The 26,291-nt window shown below is 36.1% G+C and carries 19 protein-coding genes and 6 pseudogenes; 23 read left to right on the forward strand and 2 right to left on the reverse strand.

Annotated elements, in window-relative coordinates:
- The first annotated feature begins 325 nt into the window (after positions 1–325).
- Together tnpA and HMPREF2628_RS10875 are read left to right on the forward strand one after the other, a co-directional pair.
- A pseudogene (tnpA, locus tag HMPREF2628_RS03410) lies at positions 326–782 on the forward strand (IS200/IS605 family transposase).
- 862 nt (positions 783–1,644) lie between these two features.
- Positions 1,645–1,821 carry a hypothetical protein gene (locus HMPREF2628_RS10875; protein WP_180364268.1) on the forward strand — a complete coding sequence of 59 codons (177 nt, stop codon included), beginning with the start codon at positions 1,645–1,647 and terminating at the stop codon, positions 1,819–1,821.
- 290 nt (positions 1,822–2,111) lie between these two features.
- Here the strand turns inward: HMPREF2628_RS10875 and HMPREF2628_RS03420 are convergent, their stop codons facing one another.
- Complete coding sequence (locus HMPREF2628_RS03420) at positions 2,112–2,975, reverse strand: helix-turn-helix domain-containing protein (protein WP_070842341.1); 864 nt, start codon at positions 2,973–2,975, stop codon at positions 2,112–2,114.
- A gap of 189 nt (positions 2,976–3,164) precedes the next feature.
- On the opposite strand from HMPREF2628_RS03420, the gene HMPREF2628_RS03425 reads away from it, so the two are divergent.
- Positions 3,165–3,335, forward strand: coding sequence for a PhrA family quorum-sensing system peptide (locus tag HMPREF2628_RS03425; RefSeq protein ID WP_070842342.1), 171 nt, complete (start codon positions 3,165–3,167; stop codon positions 3,333–3,335).
- A gap of 155 nt (positions 3,336–3,490) precedes the next feature.
- On the opposite strand, the pseudogene HMPREF2628_RS11210 reads toward HMPREF2628_RS03425, so the two are convergent.
- A pseudogene (locus tag HMPREF2628_RS11210) lies at positions 3,491–4,732 on the reverse strand (IS110 family transposase).
- A 299-nt stretch (positions 4,733–5,031) separates the two neighbouring features.
- On the opposite strand from HMPREF2628_RS11210, the pseudogene HMPREF2628_RS11260 reads away from it, so the two are divergent.
- The 20 genes and pseudogenes from HMPREF2628_RS11260 to essC form a co-directional block, all read left to right on the forward strand.
- Positions 5,032–5,844: pseudogene (locus HMPREF2628_RS11260) on the forward strand (serine protease); the annotation flags it as partial.
- 3 nt (positions 5,845–5,847) lie between these two features.
- Positions 5,848–6,285, forward strand: coding sequence for a hypothetical protein (locus HMPREF2628_RS11265; RefSeq protein WP_373879011.1), 438 nt, complete (start codon positions 5,848–5,850; stop codon positions 6,283–6,285).
- An 18-nt stretch (positions 6,286–6,303) separates the two neighbouring features.
- Positions 6,304–7,284, forward strand: coding sequence for an N-acetylmuramoyl-L-alanine amidase family protein (locus HMPREF2628_RS03440; protein ID WP_070842344.1), 981 nt, complete (start codon positions 6,304–6,306; stop codon positions 7,282–7,284).
- A 797-nt stretch (positions 7,285–8,081) separates the two neighbouring features.
- A complete protein-coding gene (locus HMPREF2628_RS03445; RefSeq protein ID WP_070842345.1) occupies positions 8,082–8,849 on the forward strand; it encodes a hypothetical protein in 768 nt (255 codons plus the stop codon).
- A 27-nt stretch (positions 8,850–8,876) separates the two neighbouring features.
- Positions 8,877–9,446, forward strand: a complete 570-nt coding sequence (locus tag HMPREF2628_RS03450; protein WP_070842346.1) for a hypothetical protein — start codon at positions 8,877–8,879, stop codon at positions 9,444–9,446.
- A complete protein-coding gene (locus HMPREF2628_RS03455) occupies positions 9,424–9,861 on the forward strand; it encodes a hypothetical protein (RefSeq protein ID WP_070842347.1) in 438 nt (145 codons plus the stop codon). The genes HMPREF2628_RS03450 and HMPREF2628_RS03455 overlap by 23 nt, the downstream gene beginning before the upstream one ends.
- Positions 9,862–10,210: 349 nt before the next feature.
- Positions 10,211–10,548: pseudogene (locus HMPREF2628_RS11270) on the forward strand (toxin PezT); the annotation flags it as partial.
- 269 nt (positions 10,549–10,817) lie between these two features.
- A complete protein-coding gene (locus tag HMPREF2628_RS03465; RefSeq protein WP_070842348.1) occupies positions 10,818–11,501 on the forward strand; it encodes a LexA family transcriptional regulator in 684 nt (227 codons plus the stop codon).
- Between the two features lie 2 nt (positions 11,502–11,503).
- Positions 11,504–12,918, forward strand: a pseudogene (locus HMPREF2628_RS03470) (Y-family DNA polymerase).
- Positions 12,915–13,292, forward strand: coding sequence for a hypothetical protein (locus tag HMPREF2628_RS03475; RefSeq protein ID WP_070842349.1), 378 nt, complete (start codon positions 12,915–12,917; stop codon positions 13,290–13,292). Before HMPREF2628_RS03470 ends, HMPREF2628_RS03475 begins: the two are co-directional and overlap by 4 nt.
- A complete protein-coding gene (locus HMPREF2628_RS03480) occupies positions 13,270–13,560 on the forward strand; it encodes a DUF5960 family protein (RefSeq protein ID WP_070842350.1) in 291 nt (96 codons plus the stop codon). Before HMPREF2628_RS03475 ends, HMPREF2628_RS03480 begins: the two co-directional genes overlap by 23 nt.
- A 291-nt stretch (positions 13,561–13,851) precedes the next feature.
- Positions 13,852–14,208, forward strand: coding sequence for an SAG1252 family conjugative relaxosome accessory protein (locus tag HMPREF2628_RS03485; protein ID WP_049540810.1), 357 nt, complete (start codon positions 13,852–13,854; stop codon positions 14,206–14,208).
- Positions 14,209–14,212: 4 nt separating this feature from the next.
- Entirely contained in the window at positions 14,213–14,578 is a 366-nt protein-coding gene (locus HMPREF2628_RS03490) for a MobC family plasmid mobilization relaxosome protein (protein WP_070842351.1), read from the forward strand.
- Positions 14,565–15,719: pseudogene (locus HMPREF2628_RS03495) on the forward strand (SAG1250 family conjugative relaxase); the annotation flags it as partial. The gene HMPREF2628_RS03490 and the pseudogene HMPREF2628_RS03495, both read left to right, overlap by 14 nt.
- 351 nt (positions 15,720–16,070) lie before the next feature.
- A complete protein-coding gene (locus HMPREF2628_RS03500; RefSeq protein WP_070842352.1) occupies positions 16,071–16,364 on the forward strand; it encodes a WXG100 family type VII secretion target in 294 nt (97 codons plus the stop codon).
- 65 nt (positions 16,365–16,429) lie between these two features.
- Positions 16,430–19,888 carry a type VII secretion protein EsaA gene (gene esaA / locus HMPREF2628_RS03505; protein ID WP_070842353.1) on the forward strand — a complete coding sequence of 1,153 codons (3,459 nt, stop codon included), beginning with the start codon at positions 16,430–16,432 and terminating at the stop codon, positions 19,886–19,888.
- A gap of 98 nt (positions 19,889–19,986) precedes the next feature.
- Positions 19,987–20,472 (forward strand): type VII secretion EssA family protein, encoded by a 486-nt coding sequence (locus tag HMPREF2628_RS03510; RefSeq protein ID WP_070842354.1) that lies wholly within the window; start codon positions 19,987–19,989, stop codon positions 20,470–20,472.
- On the forward strand, positions 20,472–20,720 hold the full coding sequence (locus tag HMPREF2628_RS03515; protein ID WP_070842355.1) for an EsaB/YukD family protein: 249 nt from the start codon (positions 20,472–20,474) through the stop codon (positions 20,718–20,720). The genes HMPREF2628_RS03510 and HMPREF2628_RS03515 overlap by 1 nt, the downstream gene beginning before the upstream one ends.
- Complete coding sequence (gene essB / locus HMPREF2628_RS03520) at positions 20,717–21,907, forward strand: type VII secretion protein EssB (RefSeq protein WP_070842356.1); 1,191 nt, start codon at positions 20,717–20,719, stop codon at positions 21,905–21,907. Before HMPREF2628_RS03515 ends, essB begins: the two co-directional genes overlap by 4 nt.
- On the forward strand, positions 21,897–26,291 hold a 4,395-nt coding region (essC, locus tag HMPREF2628_RS03525; RefSeq protein WP_070842357.1), incomplete at its 3' end, for a type VII secretion protein EssC. The genes essB and essC, both read left to right, overlap by 11 nt.

Here is a 26,291-nt window from a genome sequence, read left to right on the forward strand (position 1 = left end):
GATTTGTATAATGATTTTTTTAGTTAAAATTAAATAGCAAACTATGATATTGATCAACGAGAGCTTAAAACACGATTTTTAAATCATATCTAATACTTTTGATTTAATTACAAACTTGAAACAATGGGGTATTTGTATAGGTTGAAGGAAATAAGTACAAATTTATTAGAAAATCAAGATTTCATAGAATTAGAACGAAAAATTTCAATTTTAGAATTGTATTCTCTAATGACTTTGAATCGGGCTTTTTTATTATATGACTCTTAGTTCGTCTCTCTCCGCTAGTGCGAGACGAAAAAAACACCCACTATGTGGGTGCGTATCGATGGTTATACCCAAAAACTCCAAACGAGATAAAATAAGGATGTTCAAGCCTAAGTATAGACGAAAAGTCATCTATAATCAATATCGAAGTAGTTTATGAGAGATATTAGTTATAGAGGAGTTGAAATTATCGATGGTCACTTAATGCTAGACTATGTACTTGTGTTAGTAAGTATTTCTAGTTTCATCGGTTATTTAAAAGGTAGAATAGCACTCATGATGTTTGATAAACACGCCAATCTCAAGTACAAGTTTGGGAATCGGTACTTTTGGGCAGAAGGTTATTTCTTAGGCACAAGTAGGGCTTAATGAAGCCACAATTAAGAAATGTATTCAAGGTGAGAGAAATTATCCAGTGGATGATTTCTTCACAAGTAAGAAAATTTGGGAACGAGTAAAGCATGATATAGTACTAGATAAATGAATATGAGGATCCCTTTAGGGATAGTGATAAGTAATACTAAAGCCTCTTTAAGAGGCAAGTAACGAGTCAAGAGCAATGAGCTTTGAACAAAGTGAAAGGCAGCGTTTTTAGGCGCTAGCTGGTGATTTAGCTTATAGTCCTAATACCAACCACCCGTTTGACGGTGATCATGATTTTTATAAGTTTGCTTGGTGGAGAGTAGTTTGTAAATAATTCTAAGAATCTTATGAGCACATGTAATAAACGTCTTCATCTTGTTTTTATTTGGGAAATTCGATTGTAAAAAGAAGAAAAAGCTGGATCCTTAGAATGTGCTGCAATCAATCTTGACATGGCAAAGCCTGTTTGATATATCGATTTCCTTGCGTGATGTGTGAGGATTTCTTTATGCCAGTACTTTCATAAGCTCCTGAGCAGAGTCCAGTTCATGATGCTAAGTGTGCATCGGATGGAAAGGCTGCAACAGTTGATATGCTTGGTCTATCATAAATGAAGCGGAGATGAATACATGATTGATAAAACCCTGTGGGTCATTCTTCTTACAGTTGGTAGAATTTAAGTAGTTATATTTCTCTTGAGAATATGGTTTAACCTTTTGGGATAGAGTAGTACTAAATTTACGAAGAGAAATATTACTCATAAGGCTGAATAGTTGGTTAAGGAAGATCTTTTCAGTCTTATGAGTTACAGCGACAAAAAGACGTCTTGGTATTAATAGAAAATTGTAACCTGGATATTCACGATAATGAGCAGAGCAATTCCTACAGTGGCTTTACACAAGAGACTACTATAATAAAGAAATTTCAGAATTAAATCGTCACATTTGAGGGAGTTTGAACTAATCCGTTAGCTCTCTTAGGATAGTAAACACACTCCTAAACGTAGACGAACAACCTTTGAAACTAATCGCAGAACTTAACATTTTGATTGAACTGGATACTGATAATAAATCTTACCAGGAGATTAAGGATGAGATGATTCAAGATATTGCTCAATTGGAGTTGATGATTATAGATTATCAAGATGGGCTTGTCCAACTTAATAGAGGGGGCGGAGATTTTATTCAATCTTAATAATGCAGAGTTATAAAATCGCAGGCTGGCCCGATAAGAATATGCTAAGATGAATCTGACAGTAGCTATAATACTTGGACAGGTGGAGCTAGAAGTAAAAATGTTTCAAAGAATATTGGAGAAGTCATTGATCTTTACGAATAAAGTTAGAAGATTAGAGAAATGTGCCAACATACTTGATAAAACAAAGCCACAAAATACCACGAATTTAGGATGTGAAACTAAATCAAACTAGTTATTAGCTTTAGAGGTTATTTCAAGTTTAAGAAGAATTCTAATGATAGGATAAATTAATCAGTCTCTAATTCCTTCAAATAGTTTTCTATCTTCATCAACATTAAAGGATTGTTATAAATCTTACATAACTCTCTTGCTTCTATATAATAATTTTTGACTTGTTCTTTGTCTAGAAATTTGGCTCCAGCATTTCCTACAAGAATAAGTAGGGGAGCCAGTTGGTAGCTTGTCTGTCTTTGTTTACAGAGTTCAATCGTCTCAAGAGCTTCTTGGATGGCTTCATTATATTTTTCTTTTGATACTAAATAGTGAGCGTAGTTGTGACGGACTCTGATGTAACCAAATAGAAACTCTTGATAATCCAGATTTTTTGTCTGATATAACTCCATTAGATGAGCGTAGTTTTTTTCATAATCTTCTTCACGGCCAACTAAGGAATAAAAATTAGATAGAGTGTTCAATACCTTTAAGTAAATTAAAGTAGTTGAGGATACTTTTGATAATATATTTTCCAGGTAGGAGATGGCCTCAAACTGAAGATTATATAGATAGAAGTCAATTATAGATTTAATCCATTCAAGGTAAGTTCGGTCTTCTAATGTTAGAAAAGTGCTTCGTTCTACCTCTATTTTATAAAGATATTCTAAATCGTCATAATTTCTATCATCTAATAGGCGAGCAGATAGATGTTTGAAATTAGAGAGGTTAGACTTAACTTCGATTTGTTCATTGAAAAAGTAATCCAAAGGGACTTCAAGTCGTTGAGAGAGTTTGAATAACAAGTCTGCGGAGGGAATAAAATGACCTCTTTCAATTTTACTAATCTGGCTTTGTTCACAAATTCCTTCTGCAAGAGTTTGTTGGGAGAGTCTCAACTCTTTTCTTTTCAATCTGAATTTCTCTGCAAGTGTATTCATTAAAAATAATAAACCTTCCTATTTGCTTAATTTCATTATAAAATTTTTAGTTCAAAATAGCAAGTTAAAGAAATAAATAATTCTTTATGGTAATAAAAAAAAAAAAAGTCAAAATAAACATAAAAAACTTGACTAGTTTTCATATACGTGTTAGAATTGAGTGGAAAGAAAGGAGGTTCACAATATAAGATGAGGAAAAATCGTGGAATAAAAAAAATAGTTGTATTTGTATTACTAAGTGTTCTTGCATTTGGTAATACAATTCCCTATCAACAGTTTGTTCAGAAGAATAGACAATTGGAAGTTCGAGTACAATCACAAAAAAAATCGAATGGACTTGATGTTGGAAAGGCAGATTAAAGAATAATGGAATAGAATTAGTCTCTAGTATATTCGCTTTTATTATTCAAAAAAAATTGTAGGGGCAAGTTTAAAAAAAATAAAAATTAGTTGATTGCTTATTTCTCCAAATTTTGGGTATACTAAAAAGCGGTCTTGACACCTAAATTTTAAAATTAAAGCACGTTAAATCCATGTTTCTGTGCGAAGCGAATAGCGTCTTGAAGAGACATTGTCTTATCTGGATTTCTTATTTCTGTAAGACCTTGTAATAAGACCTTGTAATCTTGGATTATAACTCTCCTGTTTTAAAAGTACGTGGTAGATGGCAACCAATAATCTGCGACAAATAGCGATGATAGCTTTTTGATGCCCGCGTCCTTTCTTGAGTTTGAGATATTTATTTCGTAATTCAGGGTGCTTCTCTGATTTAACCACGGCGTTAGCTATTTGAACAAGAAAAGGTTTTAGATAGTGACCGCCTTTCGAAATACGAGTAGAATATTTCTTTCCTGCACTTTCATTGTTGGTAGGAACTAATCAAGACCAAGAACAGAGTTTATCCGCAGTATTAAAAACAGTCATATCAGCTCCGATTTCAGAGAGTATTCTGAGGGCAGATAGTTCCTCTCTGAAACCAGACACGGTTTGGATTAGCTTGACCTGTTCTTGGTGTTCTTGTCCGAGTTTCCGAATCATGGTTTCTAAATCTTCTTTACAGATGGCAAGTGCATCATAGTGTTGCTTGATGATTCTGATTTTCTCAGCTTGTTCAGGTGTCACATCACCTTCAATAGCGATTTTCAAGTCTTGCACCTTATCCTCATTCGTTTGTGAACCAACTGTTCAATGTCTGGTTTCTCCTCTTGATTGTCAAGGATGCTCTGAATAATAGCCTGAGCACTTTTTCCGAACACATCAGAAACTATACTTGCAATCTGAAGATTAGAGCAAGTCAGACAGTTCTGGTAACGATTCTTCTCGCTAACTTGAAGTTGTGTTAATTTCATGAGATAGCGAAACAGATCTCGGAGTTGTCTGATTTTAAGAGGTAGGATAAAGCTAGAAGCAACCAAGTCATGCTTTAAGAGATCGGCTATCCACTGTGCATCTTTCTTATCGGTCTTCTTTACTCTGATAGCCTTGACATACTTGGGGTGAGCCAAGCAAATGTTGCAGGATTTTTCAAGGATATTGAAGACAGGCATCCAATATTTACCTGTGGATTCCATACAGACATCAAAGTAAGAATAGTATTCTAGCCAATCTCGTAGCTGTACTAAACCATTTGTAAAAGTTGAGAAACATTTACGATGGTAGGTTGTGATTCCTTGCTTGTCGGTGATGGTAATAACCTATATAACAAAGGTTTTATGCACATCAATACCACAACAATTAGGATAAATAATTTTTAACACGAGAGTCTCCCTTCACCAAATTTGAGTCTGTCTATCCCTTGACTATCCTTTCCTTTCACAAACGAGTCGCTTATTCAATTATAAGTTTACGTGCTCCTAGTCACAGTTAGTTGTGCTTGATGGAAAGAATAACACCTATAAAAATGCGAGGTAGTGGCTATACCACTCACTTATTCCCCTCCCCGTGATTTGTAGTAGTGATAGGCTTTCTCACTATTATTATAAAACAAAATAAAGAGCACAACACTTTTTTATTCTGTGTTGTGCCTTGAGTGAAACGAAAGGAATGAATTATAAAAATGAAGAAAACATTTTATCGCAAATTCGGTATTTCAATTATTGCTAGTATTTTATTGGCTAGTCAGTTATCTACAGTATCTGCTTTGACTGTTATTTCTAATACAGGTGAAGAATATGAGGTAAGTGAAACTTTACAAGAGAGTCCAGGAACTAATAATTTTTCCCTTCCAGATATTTCACCGACTTATGGTAAATATTATACAGAACAGTCAGAAGTCATTATTGGTAAAAATGATTTAGTTAAAATTGAGAATACTTTACAGTATCCGTATTCTACGTCAGCTTACGTAGAAGCAGAATTTAATGGTATAAATTCTGTTTTTAGAGGAAGTGCTAATTTTGTAAAAGATAATATTTTGATTACAGCGGCTCATGTTGTTTACGATCGTGATTCTAACACAGAGGCAGATTCTGTATATGTTATGCCTGCTGCTACTCCAAACAAAAATCCAGTAGGAAAAATAAAGGTAAAAGAAGTTCGTTATCTAAAAGAATTTCAAAATACTGCTTCAAATGAACTTACTACATATGACTTAGCAGTTTTAATTTTGGAAGAACCAATTGGTTCTCAATTAGGTACACTGGGGCTTCCGAATAACCTAGGAAATCTTGAAGGTATAGGGGCAACTATTACTGGATATCCAGCTATGAGTACTGCTAAGCAAATGTATACCGATTCTAAGGATGTTGTAAAAGATACGGGAGATTTTCTAATGTATCAAATAGATACTTTAGGAGGTGCTAGTGGAGCTGCCGTATATGATAGCAGTTATAGAATGATTGGTGTTCATGTATCTGGTAGTTCTGCTGGACAAATGAATTATGCTGTTAAGTTAAATGAGAAAGCTCTATCTTTCATCTACTCTGTTATTCAAGGGCATTCAATTGATGGATGGAAGTTGATTAGTGATACTTGGTATTATTATAAGAATAGTAATAAACAAACAGGTTGGCAAAGTATAAATGGCAAATGGTATTATCTTGAAACCTCTGGTTCAATGTCCACAGGTTGGAAATATGTACGAGGAAGATGGTATTATTTAGATAAAACCAATGGTGACATGAAGACTGGTTGGTATAAAGATGGCTCAACATGGTACTATTTAGATCCTACTAATGGAGATATGAAAACAGGTTGGATAAAAGTAGGAGAAAATTGGTATTATCTCAACTCCTCTGGAGCAATGGTTACAGGTAGCCAAACTATCGATGGTAAAGTTTATAATTTCGCTTCATCTGGTGAGTGGATCTAATATTGGAGGAATATATAAATGAAACTTTTGAAAAAAACTATGCAAGTTGGACTAACAGCACTTTTCTTTGGTTTGCTAACTACAAATACTGTATTTGCGGATACCACAGGTGGTCAATTTGTTGATAAGGATAATAGAAAATATTATGTAAAAGATGATCATAAAGCAATCTATTGGCATAAAATAGATGGTAAAACTTACTATTTTGGTGATAAAGGAGAAATGGTAGTTGGATGGCAATACTTAGAAATTCCTGGAACAGGTTATCGTGATGATTTATTAGATAACCAACCAATTAATGAAATCGGTCTTCAACACAAGTGGTACTTTTTTGAACAAGATGGTACTCTTCAAGAGTATGTTGGTTGGAAGGAATTAGATGCTAAGGATTCATTAAATGTTGGTAAAAAATATGGTGAACTATTTGAAGGACCAGAAGTTCTTAAATACGCAAACTATTACTTTGACCAAGATCATTCTTTAAAGACAGGTTGGCTTTATGATCAATCCAACTGGTATTATCTAGTAAAAACAGGTTACTTAGGGAAAGACTACTTTGGTGGTGAAAGACGTACAGGATGGATAAACGATAGTTCAAGTTGGTATTATCTCGATACAACAACTGGTAAAATGCAAACAGGTTGGCAATATCTTGGTAACAAGTGGTACTATCTCCGTTCATCAGGAGTGATGGCGACTAGCTGGTATCAAGATGGTTCAACGTGGTATTATCTAGATGCTCAAAATGGTGATATGAAGACAGGTTGGGCTAATGTTGGTAATAAATGGTACTATCTTCGTTCATCAGGTGCAATGTCCACAGGTTGGGTGAAAGATGGTTCAATATGGTACTATCTAAATTCAAGTAATGGAGATATGAAAACAGGCTGGTTCCAAGTCAATGGTAAATGGTACTATGCCTATGGTTCAGGTGCTCTAGCTGTTAATACCACAGTAGATGGTTACTACGTAAACTATAATGGTGAGTGGGTTAAGTAACGAATGCTAATCGTAACTGTAGTTGATACTTAACTTAGTAAAAAGAGCTTTTTTCTACCATTTGTCAACTCTATCAAGGCTTTAAGAATTAAATGAGACAAGATAGTAGCTATTCAGTATGTTTGTCTACTGTAGTGGGTTGAAGAAAAGCTAAGCTCGAGAAAGGACAAAATTTGTCCTTTCTTTTTTGATGTTAAGAGCAATGTGAAGTTCTAGTTTTAAATTTTTTTATATTACTAGAATGAGCTTTAAAATATTAAAATTTTTTTAAAGTATTGATTTAATAATATTATTTACGATCTCTAGAAATATATAACTAAAACTAATAGTTAATTAAACAAGTTATAAACAATTGATACAATTGAATTAGAAGTGTAAAGTAGATTTTATTAAAGATCTAGTTTGTTCTTACTTTATAGGTCATTTTAGCAATGAATAAAATAAGTAGCAAATAGGAATTATCAATAATTTATTACGATTAAATATTTTTAATTGCAATAAAACCAATGATGCAGATTAATGTACATTTTGTCGAGTATAGTTAAAAAAACTACATTTAAAGATATTATCTAATAATCAAGGTGAATGTTTATCATTTATATTTTGATTGTAAAAAATTACCTATTGAACTATCATAAAAAATTGAAATAACAACTAATATTTGATAAAATTAAATAGTGTAATTTATAGATTTACCTATACATGACTATTTTTTAAGAGATTACTTTTCAAAAAATAAGACATAAGACCATTTTTAATCACAGCATAGTATTTCAATCAATGTAGAGTATAAAAAAATGCAAAAATTTTATGATAATTATTGTAAAAAAAGAGAGAACGAAGATGATTTATATTTCTTTGACGGATTTCAAGGTGAAATTGAATTAAAAAGATGTAACATAGAACTGCAGAAGGAATCTGAACTTCTTCTTGTTAGATACGCAAATCCAAAATCAAGTTTTGACAGATTACGTTTTGAAAACTTTAAATTCGATGAAGAAACACAAACTGATGAAACATTTTCTTTTGATTCAGCACTTTCAGAGTTAGAAGAAAATTCAGAACGATTTACTCCGGATTTTAACCAGAATAAGGAAGTGTACTTCCTTCCGACAAATCTGGAAAAGATAGTAAAAGATATAATTCTTAACAATCGGAGAAACAAAATACCTGAAATTCTAATTCCTTTTATTCCAACGGATATTCAAACCAGAAGAGATTTAAAGTTTACTTCAACACCTCAATTAATTATTACTCCTGACAGAATAGGTAGTTTTGCTACTTCATTTTTTAAGTTAGAAGAAGCTTCGGATGTTTGCGAAGTAAAAGAACAAATGGATTTTATAAAACATAATATAAACGAGAGTTTTATCGATGGAATCAATGATTATTTTATCGGAGATATAAATCAAGGTTTTGGAATGATGGAGCGAGATTTTGAAAAAAAATATGAGACACCGAGTACACTTCATTATAATTTTGTATTGAGAAATAATAACGAGAATAGTATGATAGATTTACTGAAATTATTAAGTGAAAAATTTAAACAATTTCCGTTTGAATAATTAAAAAACAAGTGGAGGAAAAATGACATGATAAATCAAGATATAAAAAATTTTGATAGAATTATGAATATTGTAGAGCAAAATGATATAAAAATGCCTTTGCTAGCAATAAATGAACCAATCTTTGGTGTTGTCTCATATTTAGACAAAATTTATACGATTTATGTCATGCAAGATAGGACTTTGTTGAAGGATAATCATTTGGTAGATATAAAAGAAATTTTAATTACTGAACCCAACCTTAGTAATCTATACAAAGTAATAGATGGTGAAATTTCAATTTATAATTTCTTTTTGGAATCTAATAATTATAGCATTGGAAAAATTGCTAATAAAATTTTTCCAAAAGTGGAAATTAAAGATTTTTCGAAAATTTTAAATAAAATTCCTTCACAGGATTTACATTTAAATTTGAATGATTATTGTACGCAATATTATAAAAATAACATTAAAAGTCGTTATAAGCGTTTAAAAGAATACAATAACTTTAATAATAGTCTTACTTTTACAAATAATAAAAATGTGGAAGTGAAGAAACAGATTGAAGCTTTGAATATACATTGGGAACTTAAAGATGAAATATATAGTAATAGATAACGGTTGTAAAATTAATACCTTAGAATATAATACATTTGAGATAAGTGAGTATAAATCTGGTGAGACAATTTCAGAGAGACAAGAAGTAAATCTTTCTATAAAAATAGGTTTTAATAAGGAGAATAAATTAAAAAGAGTTCTATTATTAGATGTTTTAGTAGAAGGTAAACACGAAGCTATCTTATTGCGTAATTTTCATTTGGATTTATTTTATGAATTTGAGTATAAAGAAGAATATAATGAATCTGTTTTGGATAGTTTAGATATGTATATGACAAAACATTTTTTAATAGAAACTGATAAAATTGTTGAGAATATAACTTCATTAGATCAATTAACACCTTTTTCTTTAAAAGATGCAATAAAAGATATTACAGAGAAAGTGCCAGCGAATCTTTCTGTAACGGTGGAATAAGTTGGCCATTATAAATAATTTTTAAGTCTAACATATTATTTTAAAGATAGCTTAGAGTCAAAACCACTTTATAAAGTATAATAAAAAGTTCTTTAATAAAATGAGCTCTTTGTAAGCTATAGTGGATTGATGAAAAGTTATAAAAAGAGAGGATCAAATCGGTCCAATATAATTAAGCCAGAAATTCAAATACGATTCTGTATTTGGGTTTCTTTTTTTATGGGCTAAACTGATAGTTAAGGAGGTGCTTTCCATGATATAGTCATTTAGTTTTAAAAAAGCGCTCCAAGCATTCAAAAAAATTTGGAACTTCCCTTAATAAATCCGTATTATTGAAAAGTAAGAGGATGATGTTCAATTAGCTTTAATCACCACAAAATCTGAACTGTTCAATATAGCATCCTTATCTAAAATAAAGGACTATATGCTATTAATCTCGACTAGACACGAGCGAATACTAGAGAACTTCATGACCTAATAGTGAACAGTCTCGTTGATAATACACGGCAGTTGGAAGAACTAGCTATTTTTGAAAGAATTCAAATTTATCAACGAGATAGAAGTTGTGTATATGATTCAGGAGAAAATACAACTTCAGCAGCAACCGTTCTTCATGACTTACTATTTGGAGAATGGAATCAAGCGGAGAAAGAGGTGCTTAAATCTGGAGAAGAAAGATTTAACTAATCGAAATGGTTGTTAGATCACGAATTTTATAATATAGTCTGTAGGACCATCATTAAAAAATAACGATTCTATTTTTATTTTCTCTATTTGCTTGGTCTTCATCTTTTTTAAAAGTTATATTCTTTCTTCAGTGATGATTTCTTAACAATATAAGTACGAATTCAGCATAGTTTATGATTAATTTAAATCTAGATTCTTATTAAACTCTTGATTTTTTCTATCAGCTATGGTACTCCTTTGTTAGTTAATAAACTTACAAAGGAGAAAAGATGTTTTCACCTACTAAATTAAAAGAAAGAAGAGAGAGTCAGGGATTATCACAATCTCAACTTGCATCTAGTTTGGGAATTAGTCGAGCCTCATACTTTAATTGGGAATCAGGTAAAACAAAACCGAATCAAAATAATCTAACCAAATTGAGTCAGATTTTAACTGTCGACCCTCGCTATTTTGAATCAGAGTATGAAATAGTTGAAACTTATCTAAAGCTAACTGAAAAGAATCAAAAAGCGACACTTCATTATGCTACAGAACTGTTGAACAAACAGAATGCGAAGGTTGTAGACATTCCTGAGCGTTTTGCTTATAAGGTCTACGAAAAATTATCAGCTGGTACAGGAACAGCTTACTTTGATGATGGTAATTACGATACAGTTTACTTCAATCATCAATTTGATTATGACTTTGCATCATGGGTGTTTGGAAATTCAATGGAACCGACATATGAAAATGGTTCTGTAGCCCTTATTAAGCAAACAGGATTTGATTATGACGGAGCTATTTATGCGATAGATTGGGATGGTCAAACTTATATAAAGAAAGTGTATCGTGAAGAAAATGGGCTTCGTTTAGTTTCACTCAATCGGAACTATTCAGATAAGTTTGCGCCTTATGATGAGAATCCTCGCATTATAGGGAAAATCGTTGGGAACTTTATCCCTTTAGAGGACTAAATATGAGTTGGTTTGATTATAGTCTCGAACCTAAAAGTGACATTGCCTTTATTGATATGAAATCTTTTTATGCAAGTGTAGAATGTGTAGATAGAGGATTACACCCACTTAAGACTTCGCTTTGTGTTATGAGTCGTGCAGATAATTCTGCTGGTTTAATTCTTGCTTCCTCTCCTATGTTTAAAAAGGTCTTTGGAAAGTCGAACGTTGGACGTTCCTATGATTTACCATTTGATGTAAAGACTCGAAAATTCTCTTATTATAATGCTAAGAAGCAAGGTTTACCGACAACGATAGACTATGTCCGCTATATAGAGGAATGGGCAAAATCAACCGTGATTGTTCCTCCGAGAATGGATACTTACATTGCTGTTAACATGGAGATTCAAAAAATCTTTCAAGATTTTGCAGCACCAGATGATATTTATCCCTACTCAATTGATGAAGGATTTATTGATTTAACAAGTTCATTAAATTATTTTGTACCAGATAAAAGTATTAGTAGGAAAGATAAATTAGATATTATTTCTGCTACTATTCAAAAAAAGATTTGGAGAAAAACTGGAATCTATTCAACTGTAGGTATGTCTAATGCCAATCCCTTATTAGCTAAGTTGGCACTTGATAATGAAGCTAAAAAGACTCCGACAATGAGAGCCAATTGGTCCTATGAGGATGTCGAAAAGAAAGTATGGACTATTCCTAAAATGACAGATTTCTGGGGAATTGGAAATCGCATGGAGAAGAGATTACATAATTTAGGTATCTTTTCGATTAAAGAATTGGCTCAGGCTAATCCTGACTTGATTAAAAAAGAGCTTGGTATCATGGGTCTAGAGTTATGGTTCCATGCCAATGGGATTGATGAAAGTAATGTTCATAAACCTTATAAGCCAAAGTCAAAAGGGATAGGGAACTCTCAAGTTTTACCTAGAGATTATATTAAACAAAGAGATATTGAGATCATACTTCGTGAGATGGCAGAACAAGTTGCAGTTAGATTGAGAAGAGCTGCTAAAAAAGCAACAGTAGTTTCTATACATCTAGGCTACTCTAAAGTGGAACAAAAGCGTTCTATCAATACTCAAATGAAAATTGAACCAACCAATCAAACAGCACTACTGACAAACTACGTTTTAAAGTTATTTCACACTAAATATACTTCAGGAGCTATCAGGAATGTTGCGGTTAACTATTCTGGTTTAGTAGATGAATCCTTTGGGTTGATTTCATTATTTGATGATATTGAGAAAATAGAAAAAGAAGAAAGGCTCCAGTCCGCAATCGATGTTATTCGAACAGAATTTGGTTTTACTTCACTATTGAAAGGAAATGCTCTGGACAGGCTTCTAGAACAATTGCAAGAAGTAAACTTATTGGTGGTCATTCAGCTGGAGGATTAGATGGATTAAAATGATGAATCGTTCTTATTTACCTTTTTTGTCTGCAAGAGAGTATCAAGATCGTGGGATGGCTAAGTGGATGGGTTTCTTTTTATCAGAGCATTCAAGTTCTCTTTGGGAAGAAAAAAATAAAGAAGATATCTCCATTTCCCTATCATTGGAAGAGAAGGTTCTACTTGTTCGTCAGCTTTATACGAATGTATTCCCTGCAACGTTTGTTTGTAAGCTCTCAAATAGAAGAAAAGTAGTATCGGGTATTGTTAAAGAGATTGGAAAAGAGTCTATATCTATTAAATCAGACACTGCTTTTCTACGATTAAGATGGGAAGATATACTTGATATCCAGATAGAAGGAGAGAGTTTAGATGAATCGGAAAGAATTATATGACGATAAATTGCAGCTGGATTATTTTTCTGAATCTTATTTACAGTTTGAGTCAGATTTTTACAAGTATTCAGCTTTAGATATACCATTAACATTTATCACTGATGATATTTTACGCACAATGGCTATGTCTCAAAAACATTATTTTAAACTTAATAAAAGTAAATCTTTAGACGGTCGTGACCATTACTTTGTTTTTTCTATCAAGATGAACAAAGACAGTAGTGGTATTAGACAGTATGAATATCAGAGACATTGTTTTAATTTGTAAGAGTCCGACAGGGCTCTTTTTTCTGTGATAATTTTATCAAAAAGTATTTGTTATACTTTTTTTAATTTAGATTTATCTTGGGGGTTTGGGGGCGAAGTCACCAAGTTATCTTATCGTTGGCTGTCAAAACTAGAAGGTTTTGATAGGCTGCGATATGATTTTTGGGATATTGTGGACACAATATCTGAGCTCGCAAAGCCTTACAAGACGATAGATTTTGTTTTTATAAGTTTCCCGTGGCTGACACGGGGTCGGGAATTATCCGACAATAGATAAAAGTGAGGAAGTAGTATGTCAGAACAATACAGAGATATTCGCAAAGAGATTAATTTGACCGCAAATGAATTAGAAATGATTGACATAATGATGAAAAATAAAGGATTTGAACACTTTTCTTCATTTGCCAGAAACAAGTTACTGGAGAACGAGTTAGAAATGACTGCTGAAAAGTGGTTCACCTTCTGGCAATCTCAAAAGCTGGAACAAATCAGTCGTGATGTTTATGAGATTTTAATCTTATCAAGGGCAGAACATCAAGTCACCCAAGAACATGTATCCATTCTCTTAACCTGTGTGCAGGAATTGATTCAAGAAATAGGGAACTCAATTCCTCTTAGTCAAGACTTCCGTAAAAAATACATGAGGTAGGCACATGGAAAATCGTTACCGAACCAATCTAAAGAAAGTTTTCCTTTCTGATAGCGAATTGAGTCAGTTGAAACATTGTATCGACCAAAGCGGTTGTCAATCTTTTTCAGAGTATGCTCGACGAACCCTACTTGACCCTGGTATGAATTTCATCACCATTGATACAACTGCTTATCAAGATTTGGTGTTTGAGTTGAAGAGGATTGGCAACAATATTAACCAGATTGCCCGAAGTGTCAATCAATCTCAGTTGATTTCAAGTGAAGAATTGCAAGACTTGAAAAAGGGAATCGATGACTTGATAAGTGAGGTAGAGAAAGAGTTTAGTGTTCAAGCAAAAAAGTTGAGGGAGTTTTATGGTCATCACTAAGCATTTTGCCATTCACGGAAAGAGTTATCGCAGAAAAATTATCAAGTATATTCTTAATCCTGATAAGACCAAGAATCTTGCATTGGTATCGGACTATGGCATGAGAAATTTTCTGGATTTTCCTAGCTATGATGAGATGGTGCAGATGTATCATGAAATTTTTATCAGAAATGATACGCTTTATAATTTTCGGCATGCTAGGTTAGAGGAAAAGCAACGAAAAATTCATGCCCATCATATCATTCAGTCTTTTTCTCCAGAGGATCATCTCACTCCTGAACAAATCAATCAGATCGGCTATGAGACAATGAAAGAGTTAACCGGTGGCAAATTTCGTTTTATCGTTGCGACTCACGTTGATAAAAATCACCTCCATAATCATATCATTGTTAATTCGATTGATAACAATTCGGACAAAAAACTAAACTGGAATTATAAAGTCGAACGAAATCTTCGCATGATTTCAGATAGATTTTCTAAAATTGTAGGTGCAAAAATTATCGATAATCGCTATTCTTACCAACAGTATAAAGTTTATCGTAAGACAAATCACAAGTATGAACTTAAGCAACGACTCTATTTTTTGATGGAAAATTCTACCGATTTTGAGGATTTCAAAAATAACGCTCCATTACTACATGTGAAGATGGATTTCAGTCACAAGCATGCCACCTTTTTTATGACGGACTCAACTATGAGACAAGTGGTGCGTGGTAATAAACTCAATCGCAAGCAAGCTTACACAGAAGAATTTTTCAAGAATTACTTTGCCAAAAGGAAAATGGAAGAGCTTATGGAATTTCTTTTACCTAAGGTTGATAACTTAGAAAATCTGGTAAAAAAAGCAAAACTATTTGGATTAAATGTCAATCCTAAGCAAAAGCATGTTTATTTCCAATTTGCAGGAATAGAAGTGAAAGAGACAGAACTAGACAAGAAAAACTTATATGATGTAGAGTTTTTCAAAGATTATTTTGAGAAGAGAAAAGATTTGAAAGCTCCAGAAGTTCAGGATTTAGTTCAAGTTTATCAAGAAGAGAGATTCTCCAAAGAAAAAGAACTCCCAAACGAGGAGAAGTTTTGGGAGTCCTATCAAGAGTTCAGGAGAAATAGAGATACTGTTCATGAATTTGAGGTAGATTGAGGTTGTAGAACTGTTGGAGAAGAAATGATAAAGCCCACCGTTTCAGGCTTTACAAAAGGCTTGATATTCAGCCTTTTTTGATTTTCTGATATCACCAAGATGGTCGATGGAAGTAGGAGTTCAGTAATTGATACAATAATCTACAATGAAATGCTTTATAACCTAGTATTTTTATATTGAAAGATTTGACATGCTTGATTGTACACATCAAATAGTGGGAAGTATTCAATCGATTTATAAAGTTGAATCAAAATTCTAAAAAACACTTGCAATCTGACGAGTTTGTGATATAATATTGACTATAAGGTTATCGAGAAGATAACCAAGTCAAAAAAGGAGAATAATGATATGCCAGCAATTTCGTTGACCCCAGAACAGTTAAAGTCTGAAGCACAAACTTATACAAATGCTTCTGAACAATTGAAAGATGCTATTAACAAAGTTTCAGGCGCAAATGGTCGTCTTCAAGGACAATGGCAAGGTGCGGCTTTCCAATCTTACTTGGAACAATTCCAACAATTATCAGTAAACGTAACTCAAATGGAACAACTTCTTGAAAGTATCCATGCACAATTGAATCAATATGCAGATACTGTTGCTGAGCGTGACCGTCAGGATGCAACTTCATTTGGCTTGAATTAATCATCGGTGAATGGCGCTTCTAAAGGGGCGTCATTTTTTGCTAGTTATAAGTGGAAAAGGGAATAATGAATAGTCCTCATAAAGAAAAACGATACTTAAAAATTTTAACTGCAGTAGCATGCGTATCCTTGCTATCAGGTTCTCTTGTTTATTTCGCATTAAAGGATCAGAGCCTTCACTATTCAAGTGAGAACAAGCAAACTGCTAAGGTTCAATATGCGCTTGTGAATGAAGATAAAGGTGCAAGGTTTGAAAATACTGATTATAATTTAGGTTCGGATTTTGTCACTTTAATTAATCAGGATACAGAGAATAACTGGGAGACAACCAATCGTAGCGTGGCTGAAGCAGGATTGAAGTCTGGTCAGTTTGATGCAGTTATTACTCTTCCGTCAGACTTTTCTGAGAAATTGTTGAGCTTAGAGAGTGTTTCTCCAGAAAAAGCCACTGTTTCTTACCAGATTCGCGAAGGGCAAAACGAACATGCTAATCAGGCTGTCCACAGTCAAGTTAATACAGTCTTACAAGGATTTAATCAACGGGTGCTTCGGATGTATTTTTCGAGCATCATTCGGAATCTTTCAGATGCACAGACGAATGTGAATCAGATGGCAACTACAGAGTTGTCTCAAAATACGTTCATCATTTCAAATATTCAAGCTCCATTTTCGACCCTACCAGATTCATTTAGAAGTACTCAATCCATTGCAAATAGTCTGAAGACGGATAATGAACTCTTTAAGACCCAACAAGAAGCTTTTGTTAAATCAGTCGCAAGTAGCATGGAATCGAACAACAACTCTTTAGGTGCTTCTTGGAAAGCCCTTGAGTCTACAACAAAATCTGTGAATAATTTTTCAAAAGAAGCTAATACTCGTCTTGAAAAGTCAACCGACCAATATAAGGTGCAATCTGAAAAAGATAAGGCTGCCTTGGAAAAACAATGGACAGATGATCAGAAGCATTATTCTGACTTATATAATGCTCTTTACACTGTCGGGAATGCTAAATTAAAAGAATTGCAGTCTTCCAATACGGTAACCGGTTCCTTTATGGCAGATTTCAAAGCTAAGGCGGGGGAGTATAAAACTGCACAAAGTAAGGTCAAGGGGAACTTAGAGGCAAAAATTACTTCTTTAGAAAAAGAAGTAGCGGATCTTAGAGCACTCAGGGAGACCATTGCAGAGACTTATTATGGCTCTAAGGATTTAAGTGATCAGACAGCTACTGATAAAGATATTCGCTCGGCTATTTTGAACTTAATGACGAAGCCGGAAAATCGAAGCAAACTCCCTAAGAAGTATATTGAGGCAATTGCTAGTCGCTTACCGATGATTTCATCTGGAGATTTGAGTGCTCTCATTGCTAAATTAGAGCAAGATAAATTGATCTCATCAGATGAGGCTACAACTTATCGTAATGCACTGAAAATTGTCTCTAACTACAGTAGCGAGTTGGGTGGCTCTTTAGGACAAAATACAACCTTTAAGTATCTGTCCTCAGCGGCTACTGTTACTAGTCCAGTGACCTATCCCATTCACCAAACTCTAGAATTTGACCCGTCAACTGGTAGTCAGACAGTCCAATTGAACATCGATGGTGCAAAGATGGGGAATCTTGAACTGGAAGGTGTGACGAAAGATTCAATTGAAGCTTCTATCCGTCAACAGTTAAAAGATACAGGTTATCATGTGACAGCTGCAGTATCAGGAAATACAATTCAAGTCACATTTGTCAATGAAAGAACGGCATCAACTACTCCTGTCGCCTCTTCGGACTTAGGGGGATCAAGTACTTCAAATGCGGATGCAAGTGATGCAGCAACATCTACAAATTCCACTTCTACAAGTGAAAGTGCGGCATCAACGCCAACTACTTCACCAAAAGTCAGTCAACCAAGCTATGCGACACTTCCTAAAAAGGTGAGTGTCACGATTAGTGGTCAGATAAAGTGGAATTTATCTGATGATGTGAAAAAGAATTCCTATAACCAAGTAGGTTATAGTTGGACAGATGGAAGTTCAGTTCAAGCTAGTGCTCAGTTATCTGTCTTTAATGGTAAGTATGACACTTTGGCTGAGGATTTACCTGCGATTCTGAAAAACTTCCAAAACTTAGACCTTACTGCCCAACAAATCGTTACTCTATTTGCATCACCAGGGGCAAGTTTAGATATCAATCAATTTGCAGGCACGCTATCAAGTGGTACTCTCGTACAAAAGGCTAGTCCAGATTCTGTATATAGTCTCTACAATAATCTAACTGACGACGAACAGGCTTCAAAAATATCGGATGTTTTAGTTACGAAGTATCGGCTTACAGGAGATAATTTATACAAACAGGTAGATCAGCAATTAAAGGATGTGACAGATATTCTAGGTGAAAAAGAGAATCCTAAAAAAGACACCCTTCGTCAAGTGTATCAGTCTCTCCCAGACTCAGATTTGCTTGTTAAGCAAGCTTCTGCCTTAAATACCTGGTATGGGGAGATGCAGAAGGTCTTAGATGAGGCTCATAATCAGTGGAAAGATTCTGAGAAACTTGCTTATGAATCAGTTGTCAATGATCAAAATCCACAACCAGATAAGATGGATACCTCTAAGCTGGAAGAAGAAGTGAAGTCACTTTTGTCTCAATACGATAGCTTACGAGATAGTTCTAAAAAAGCTGCACAAACTACAGCTGATGGAGCTGCTCAGGTACGAGATATCTCACCACAAATCCAACAGTTAAACGAGACAACAGAGTCGGTTCAAAAGTCTGCAGATGGTGTCCTTTCCAGTCTGAATCAGAGTGTGAAGGAAACAAGTGGTACAGTTGAGAAAAATACCTCTTATGCAGAACAGTTTGGAAAGGTGCTTGCCAATGCGAAAAGTGGAGGTGCTGATAACAAGCAAGTGTTTAATTTCTTATCCGATCCAATTACTACAAAAGTCACAGAAGGTAAGATACAGGCAGCTAGTCACATTTCCATCATCCCCTATTATATGACCTTGTTGTTATCGGTTATTTCTTTTGTGATAGCTATGACGATTGGACGCTTTGTTAAAGATAGACAGGGAAGGGAAGAAACTGATCTTTTGACAACGAAAAAGTGGGACTTGAAACTTCAAAGTTTCTTACCGACAATCATAACAGCTACTGTTGGTTCGATTTTGTTTTCAGGAGTTACAATAGGAGTAGCAACAGCAGCTAATGGATTATTGTGGTTCATTTATAGCTTTATGTTAATGGCAAGCTTGATTTTGACGCTATCTTACGGCTTGAAAAAAGCTCCGTATCCGACTTATATTGTATCGGCATCTCTCTTAGGTTTTTATCTCCTACTAACTCCTATTTTGGGAGTGGCAACTCAATCAGGAAGTTTCCTTAATTTCTTATATCGACTGTCTCCGTTACAAAATATTGAAAACGGCTTTAGTTATCTCTTGGTCGGTGGTAGCTTAAGCATTGTAACGATTCTTCTACTCTTATTATTTGTAGGAATCGGAGTTAGTCTCAATCTCTTTACAAGAAAGAAATAATCAAGGTAAGGATCCGTAAGGATCCTTTTTGTTTTCTTGTGAGATGGTGTGATTTGTAGTATAATAAAGCTATCTTTACAAAGTGGGGAAGGAGATTTATGAAGAAGGTTCAAGTCATTTTTAGTCTATTATTGTTGTGTCTTTTTCTTAACTCAGGTGATGTCCGAGCAGATGATGGAAGGCTTGAAATTAATAATCAAACCATCTATGATCGAGGGAACAGTCCTCAGACTACTAAGTCTAAGAATATTCCTGAATTATTTTTAGAAGATAGTGTAAAGAAAGAAAAACAGCTACAAAAAGCACAGCAAGAGAATGTTCATCAAGCGCAGTCCTCTCTTTTTACCGGGACTAAAGATACTAATAGTTTTCAGAGTCAGGATAAGGTGACGCGTGGCTTGTTTCAATCAGATTATAGAGCAGATGAAGCAATTTTGACTGGAGAGAGCACCTCTAACACTTCGCTACCTACTTGGCTATCTATTTTAGGATTTGGGATAGGTCTACTTGGAGTGACCTATCTAGGTGTTTGGCTAGGTAGGAAGTACTCAAAAGTGCTTCGTTTTAAGAAGGAGAGTGTGTGATGAAGACAATTACGGTTGGTATAAAATGGAGAGACCAAATATATGATTTGAAACTTCCGACACAGGTTTCATTCAAGAGAGTAAAAGAGCTGATATGTGAGTCATTTTCAATGATGAACCAAGAGCTACCAAGTCACTTTGATCTTCAAGTGACTAATAAATCAATTGTCTTTTATGATGATGACCAGATAGCGGACTTTCCTTTAGGAAACGGAGATCAATTAGAAATTGTAGGGAGAAAAAAATGAAAGTACAAGAGACAAGTATCCAATCCAAGCGGTCGAAAGAGGCTGGTGAACTAGAGATTAAGTTATCCGCTAATCAATTTCAACTGAATCGGATGAAGCAGTATCGATTCTTTTTAGAAAGCACGGCACATTTAGCTCAAGGAGCAGTGAAAGAGGAGGCAGAAGAGGTCGTCCGTCTTTCTTACCAAATTCCAGCAGGTTATCAGTCGATTCGAGAAGCTGTTGAAAATAAAGAAATCTTAGAGCGCCTTCATCTTTTTCAAAAGTTACAATTCTTAAAAGAAACTGTCGATCAGCCTATGAAACCATTTATTCACCCAGATAATCTGTTTGTGAGCGGGGAAAGTGTCCTTTTAGGACATAGAGGGATGACAGATAGTGTGGTTCCTTTTTCGCTCATGAAAGAGGACTTGTTAAAGCAATATAAGGCTTTAGCTGTGTTCATTTTACAACCTAAGCTCAACTTTGAAGAGTTAATTGATAGTCTTACGATGGTAAAAAATGCTTTTGCGGAAACTCTTTTTAAAGCGGAGACTTTTGATGAAGTGGACCATCTCATTAGTGAGCAGGCTCGTATCCAAGAAGAGAAGCGTCAAAAGGAAAAACTGTTTGTCTCGAAAAGGAACTATCAATTGTTTAAATGGGGTTCTTTAGGACTCGCAATTGTAACAGTTGCGATGGGGATTGCAACAGGTATTTATGCTTTTTATGTGGTGCCTAAGCAGGATAAAATCATTCAGGCTGAGACGAGTTACATTGCCAAGGATTATACTGCAGTGGTAGAAGGTCTTAAGTCAGAAGCTCCAAATAGTCTTCCGAAGGGAGTCCAGTATACACTTGCGGCTAGCTCGTTAGAGTTAGACAATCTTACTCAAGAACAAAAGGAAGCGGTATCTAGAAACTTGTCACAGAAATCTAGTGAGAATACTCTTTCTTATTGGGTATATATTGGCCGTGGGGAACTTGAAAAAGCACTTGATATTGCTCAAAATATTGGGGACATTCAGTATATTCTTCATGCTTATACGAAGCTCTATGATCAGGTCAATACAGACAGTACGATGAGCGGAGCGAAAAAGCGAGAACTCCTTGAAAAGTATCAAAAAGAAATTGATAAGTTACAGGAACAATTAAACGGAAGTTCAAAGGCAAATAGTACATCAAAGGAGACTAAAAATGGCAACTAAGGGCAAACAAGCGACTTGGAGTCAAAAGCTGTCAGATGAAGAGATTCTTTGGCATGTGTTTTCGTTTAAAGAATGCTTTGAGTACAAAGAGTTGACCGAAAGGACCTCCTCAATCAATATTGGAGAAAGTCATATCTCAATTACTGAAAGTGGCCTTGAAAAGGACGGAATCCCTTGGACTGGTCAGGAGGAGGAAAGTCTGGTAGCCATTCCACATGAACAGATTCAGATTCATTCCTTTACCTATCCTAAGAAGGACTTACTCTTTTCTAAGGAGAAGAAAGCAGATGTTTGCCTTGAAAGTCAAGCTCTCCTTTACCTGAAGGTTAAGGAGAATACCTATCATCTCTCTGGATCATCTAATGGAGCTAAGGTTTATCTAAATGGACAAATTCTAGAGGAAGTTGATGCCTCTATTCAGGTAGGGGATGTTTTGGTGGTGGACTGCTTTCTTTTCACATTTCGAGAACATCAGATCCATTTCCTGCCCTTGAGCAGACAGTACACTATCCAATCTGATCATTTGTTTGAAGAACCTTATCAAGCTGAGTTTCCACATGAGTTTCCTAATTATCGTAGAAGTCCACGCATTTATCTAAAAGAGCCTAAGGATAAGGTGGAAATCAATTCACCAGCGCCAGAAGAAAAACTTAGACGTGGTGAGCTATGGCGTGCGATCGTACCGCCTGTTGGAATGGTGGTGATTAGCGGAGCCTCTAGTGTCTTTATGCAGGGAAATGCCTTGCTTATGATGGGAATGGCCAGTGCCAGTCTCTTGACAGCTGGATTTTCAGTATCGAGCTATTTTACCAATAAAAAGGAAGTCAAAGAGAAGAATCAGAAAAGAAACGATGATTATCAAGAGTATCTCTTAGAGACAGGAAGCCAATTGAGTCGTCTAAAGGCGGAACAAAAGAAAGCCTTGACATATAATTTTCCATCGGTGGATGAATTAGTGGATTTAGTAGAAAGTTACAACCCACGGATTTATGAGAAGATGGTGACAAATGATGACTTTCTAAAGGTTCATTTGGGAACTGGAGCGATTGATTCTAGTTATTCCTTACGTTTTCAACCAACCAATCGCAAGGAAGACTGGAGCCGCTTTGTCGAGAAAAAACTGGTACAACCTCATATAAAATTAGAGGATGCACCTATTGTTCTCTCTCTACGTGATCAGGCTTTGGGATTAGCGGGAGTAGCTCCTGTCTTACGAGTAGCAGTTCAAACGCTGTTGTTTCAGATTGCGGCGCTCCATTCCTATCATGATGTAGAGTTTGTGACCTTGGTCTCCCAAGAGGAATACGAGAATCACTGGCGAGAATGGCGCTGGTTGCCTCATGCGCAAATGCGGAGTCTCAATTTACGGGGACTTATTCATGATGACCAGACCAGGGACATGGTCTTGACCTCTTTTTACCAGATGTTAGTCAAGCGTCGTCAGGGCGTTCGGGAACAAAAGCAGGAGCAAATCTTCTCGCCGCACTATGTCTTGACGATTTTGGATGAGTCATGGCTGTCAGGACATGGGCTCAATGAATTTCTGGCAGAGGATATGACCCAGTATGGAGTGACGGTTATCTGGGGTAAGGAAAGTCTCAATATGTTGCCTGAGACGGTGACGGCAGTGGTTGATTACCAAAATGGAGAAACAGCCAAGTTCGTCAATAATCATCATATCTATGTCAACCAGGACTTTAAGCCTAATCGTCTGCCTCAAAATGGAAAACTTGAAGAAGCGATTTACCGTTTGGCCAATCTCAATCATATCGAAGTGGAGAAAAACTCGATTCCAGATACGATTTCCTTTATGGAACTCTACGGTGTTAAGCAGGTCGAGGAATTGGATGTGGAGAAACGCTGGCGGGCGGCGGATGCATCTAAGTCTCTCGCTGTACCTCTAGGTGTTCGAGGGAAGGATGATATTGTGCTGCTCAACCTTCATGAGCGTGCCCATGGTCCACACGGACTAGTTGCAGGGACTACCGGCTCTGGTAAGTCTGAAATTGTGCAGAGCTATATTCTGTCTCTAGCTGTTAACTTTGCGCCAGAAGATGTTGGATTTCTTCCGATTGACTTCAAAGGGGGAGGAATGGCCAATCTCTTTTCTAAGCTGCCTCACTTGATGGGTGCTATTACCAACTTGGATGGAGCTGGGACGGATCGTGCGCTGAAGAGTATTCGTGCTGAACTTCAAAAGCGTCAGCGTCTCTTTGGGAAATTCGGTGTCAACCATATCAATGGCTATACCAAGCTCTATAAAAAAGGGAAGGCACTTAGCGATCCAGAGGAGAAAAAGACCTATCCGACAGAGCCTTTACCTCATCTTTTTCTGATCTCAGATGAGTTTGCGGAGTTGAAGCAAAATGAACCAGAGTTTATGGCAGAACTCGTCTCCACGGCACGTATCGGACGTTCCCTAGGGGTTCACCTGATCCTTGCGACTCAAAAGCCATCTGGAGTGGTGGATGAGCAGATCTGGTCTAATTCTCGCTTTAAGCTGGCGCTCAAGGTTGCCGATCCTTCAGACTCAAATGAGATTATCAAAACCCCAGATGCGGCTAGTATCACTCAGCCTGGTCGTGCTTATCTTCAGGTCGGAAACAATGAAATCTATGAACTCTTCCAGTCAGCGTGGAGTGGAGCGGATTACCAGCCTTATAGTGATGAAGATAATCAAGTAGATGAACGGATTTGGTTAGTGAATCAACTAGGGCAGAGCGAACTATTGATTGACGGAAATGACGGGGATTACTCGGTTGAAGAGACACAAGAGCAGGAGACAGAACTTGAAGCTGTGATTGATTATATCAATAAGGAAACGGAGCGTCTGCAAGTCATCCTCCCTGAAAAGCCATGGTTACCACCTCTTGGAGAGGAGCTAGTAGGAGAGGCGATTGACCGTCAAGCAGAGTGGACAACCCCACGTCAACTCTCCATTCCACTAGGCATGCTGGATCTACCAAGTGCTCAAAAGCAGGAGGTCTACCACTTTGATATTGAGGAGTTGGGCAATACCGTCTTATATGGGGCCCCTGGCTTTGGAAAATCAACAGCTCTTCAAACTATCCTCATGAATCTGGCTCGTAGAAATACGCCTGAGCAAGTTCAGTTTAACCTTTTTGATTTTGGGACGAATGGTCTCTTACCAATTATAGAGTTGCCACATGTGGCGGATCTGGTTCGACTAGATGAGGAAGAAAAGCTCCTCAAGTATCTGAAACGTCTGGATAGTCTTATGAAAGAGCGGAAAGCCCTCTTTACAGAGGCTGGAGTGTCTAGTCTGTTACAGTATGAGCAAAAGACAGGTCAAGCTCTCCCTGTTTTTCTCAACTTCTTTGATGGCTATGACTCAGTACGGGAAAGCCCATTAGAGGAGATCATTGAGTCAGCTGTCAACCAGCTCCTACGTGAAGGAGCTAGTCTGGGTATTTATACTCTGATAACCGTACTCAGCGCTAGTAGCTTGCGTTTACGGATGAGTTCGACGATTCCCAATGCTTTGAGCTTTTACTTAGTAGAAGAAGGAGCGCTTCGGACGGTTATGGGACGTGATGCCCTGCCTGGCCAGGAAATTGTCGGCCGTGCTCAGGTGAAACAGGAAGAAGTTCTAGAGTTACAAGTCTATCTGCCGATAGAAGGAAAAGACGATATAGACCGTCTTTCTCACTTAACAGCAGAAATCCAATCGATGAATCAGGACTGGCAAGGCTTACGTCCAGAAGCAGTACCTATGTTGCCAAGTAAGATTTCTACGAGTTTCTTTGAAGATCACGAGGAAGTTCAGGATATGTGGCAAAGAGGCGAGTTGCCAATTGGTTTTGACAAAGAAAGTACACACCCGGTTGGCTTTGTGCCAAAACGAGACGGCTACTTTGAGCTTCTCTATGATACTATGCAGCAGCTAGAATATGGCGAAGCAGCGCTTCTGACAGGCTTAGAAAAAGTGCCTAGTCACATTAAAAAGTTCTTGGTGGATCCAACAGGAAACTACCATCAGTCGGAAGGGCTGTTCGACCAAGTATTTGTGGGCGAGGAAATCCCTGGTTTCTTTATGGATATGCAGTCTGAAGTGGATGCGCGCACGCCAGCTGATTTGGATTACCCTATCTACATCTTGATTCCAGAAGCACAAGCCCTCAGCAAGCTTATGAATCTTAAGATGACAGAGGATGCCTTTAAGGCTCTCCTACACAAAGGAGGGACAGTTGGACTCCACTTCATCTTTATGGGTGAGCTTCGTCAGATCGTTAACGGCTATATGGAAGTGGATAAGATTCTGAAGGTCAATGTGCCTGCAGGCTGTATTGGTATTCGTTTCCAAGACCAGAATGTTGTATCCATTAAGAGTAGCTTCACAGAATCGGTTGTTGGAGTGGATGAG

The organism is Streptococcus sp. HMSC063B03, from assembly GCF_001836965.1.
Taxonomy (GTDB): Bacteria; Bacillota; Bacilli; order Lactobacillales; family Streptococcaceae; genus Streptococcus; species Streptococcus pneumoniae_F.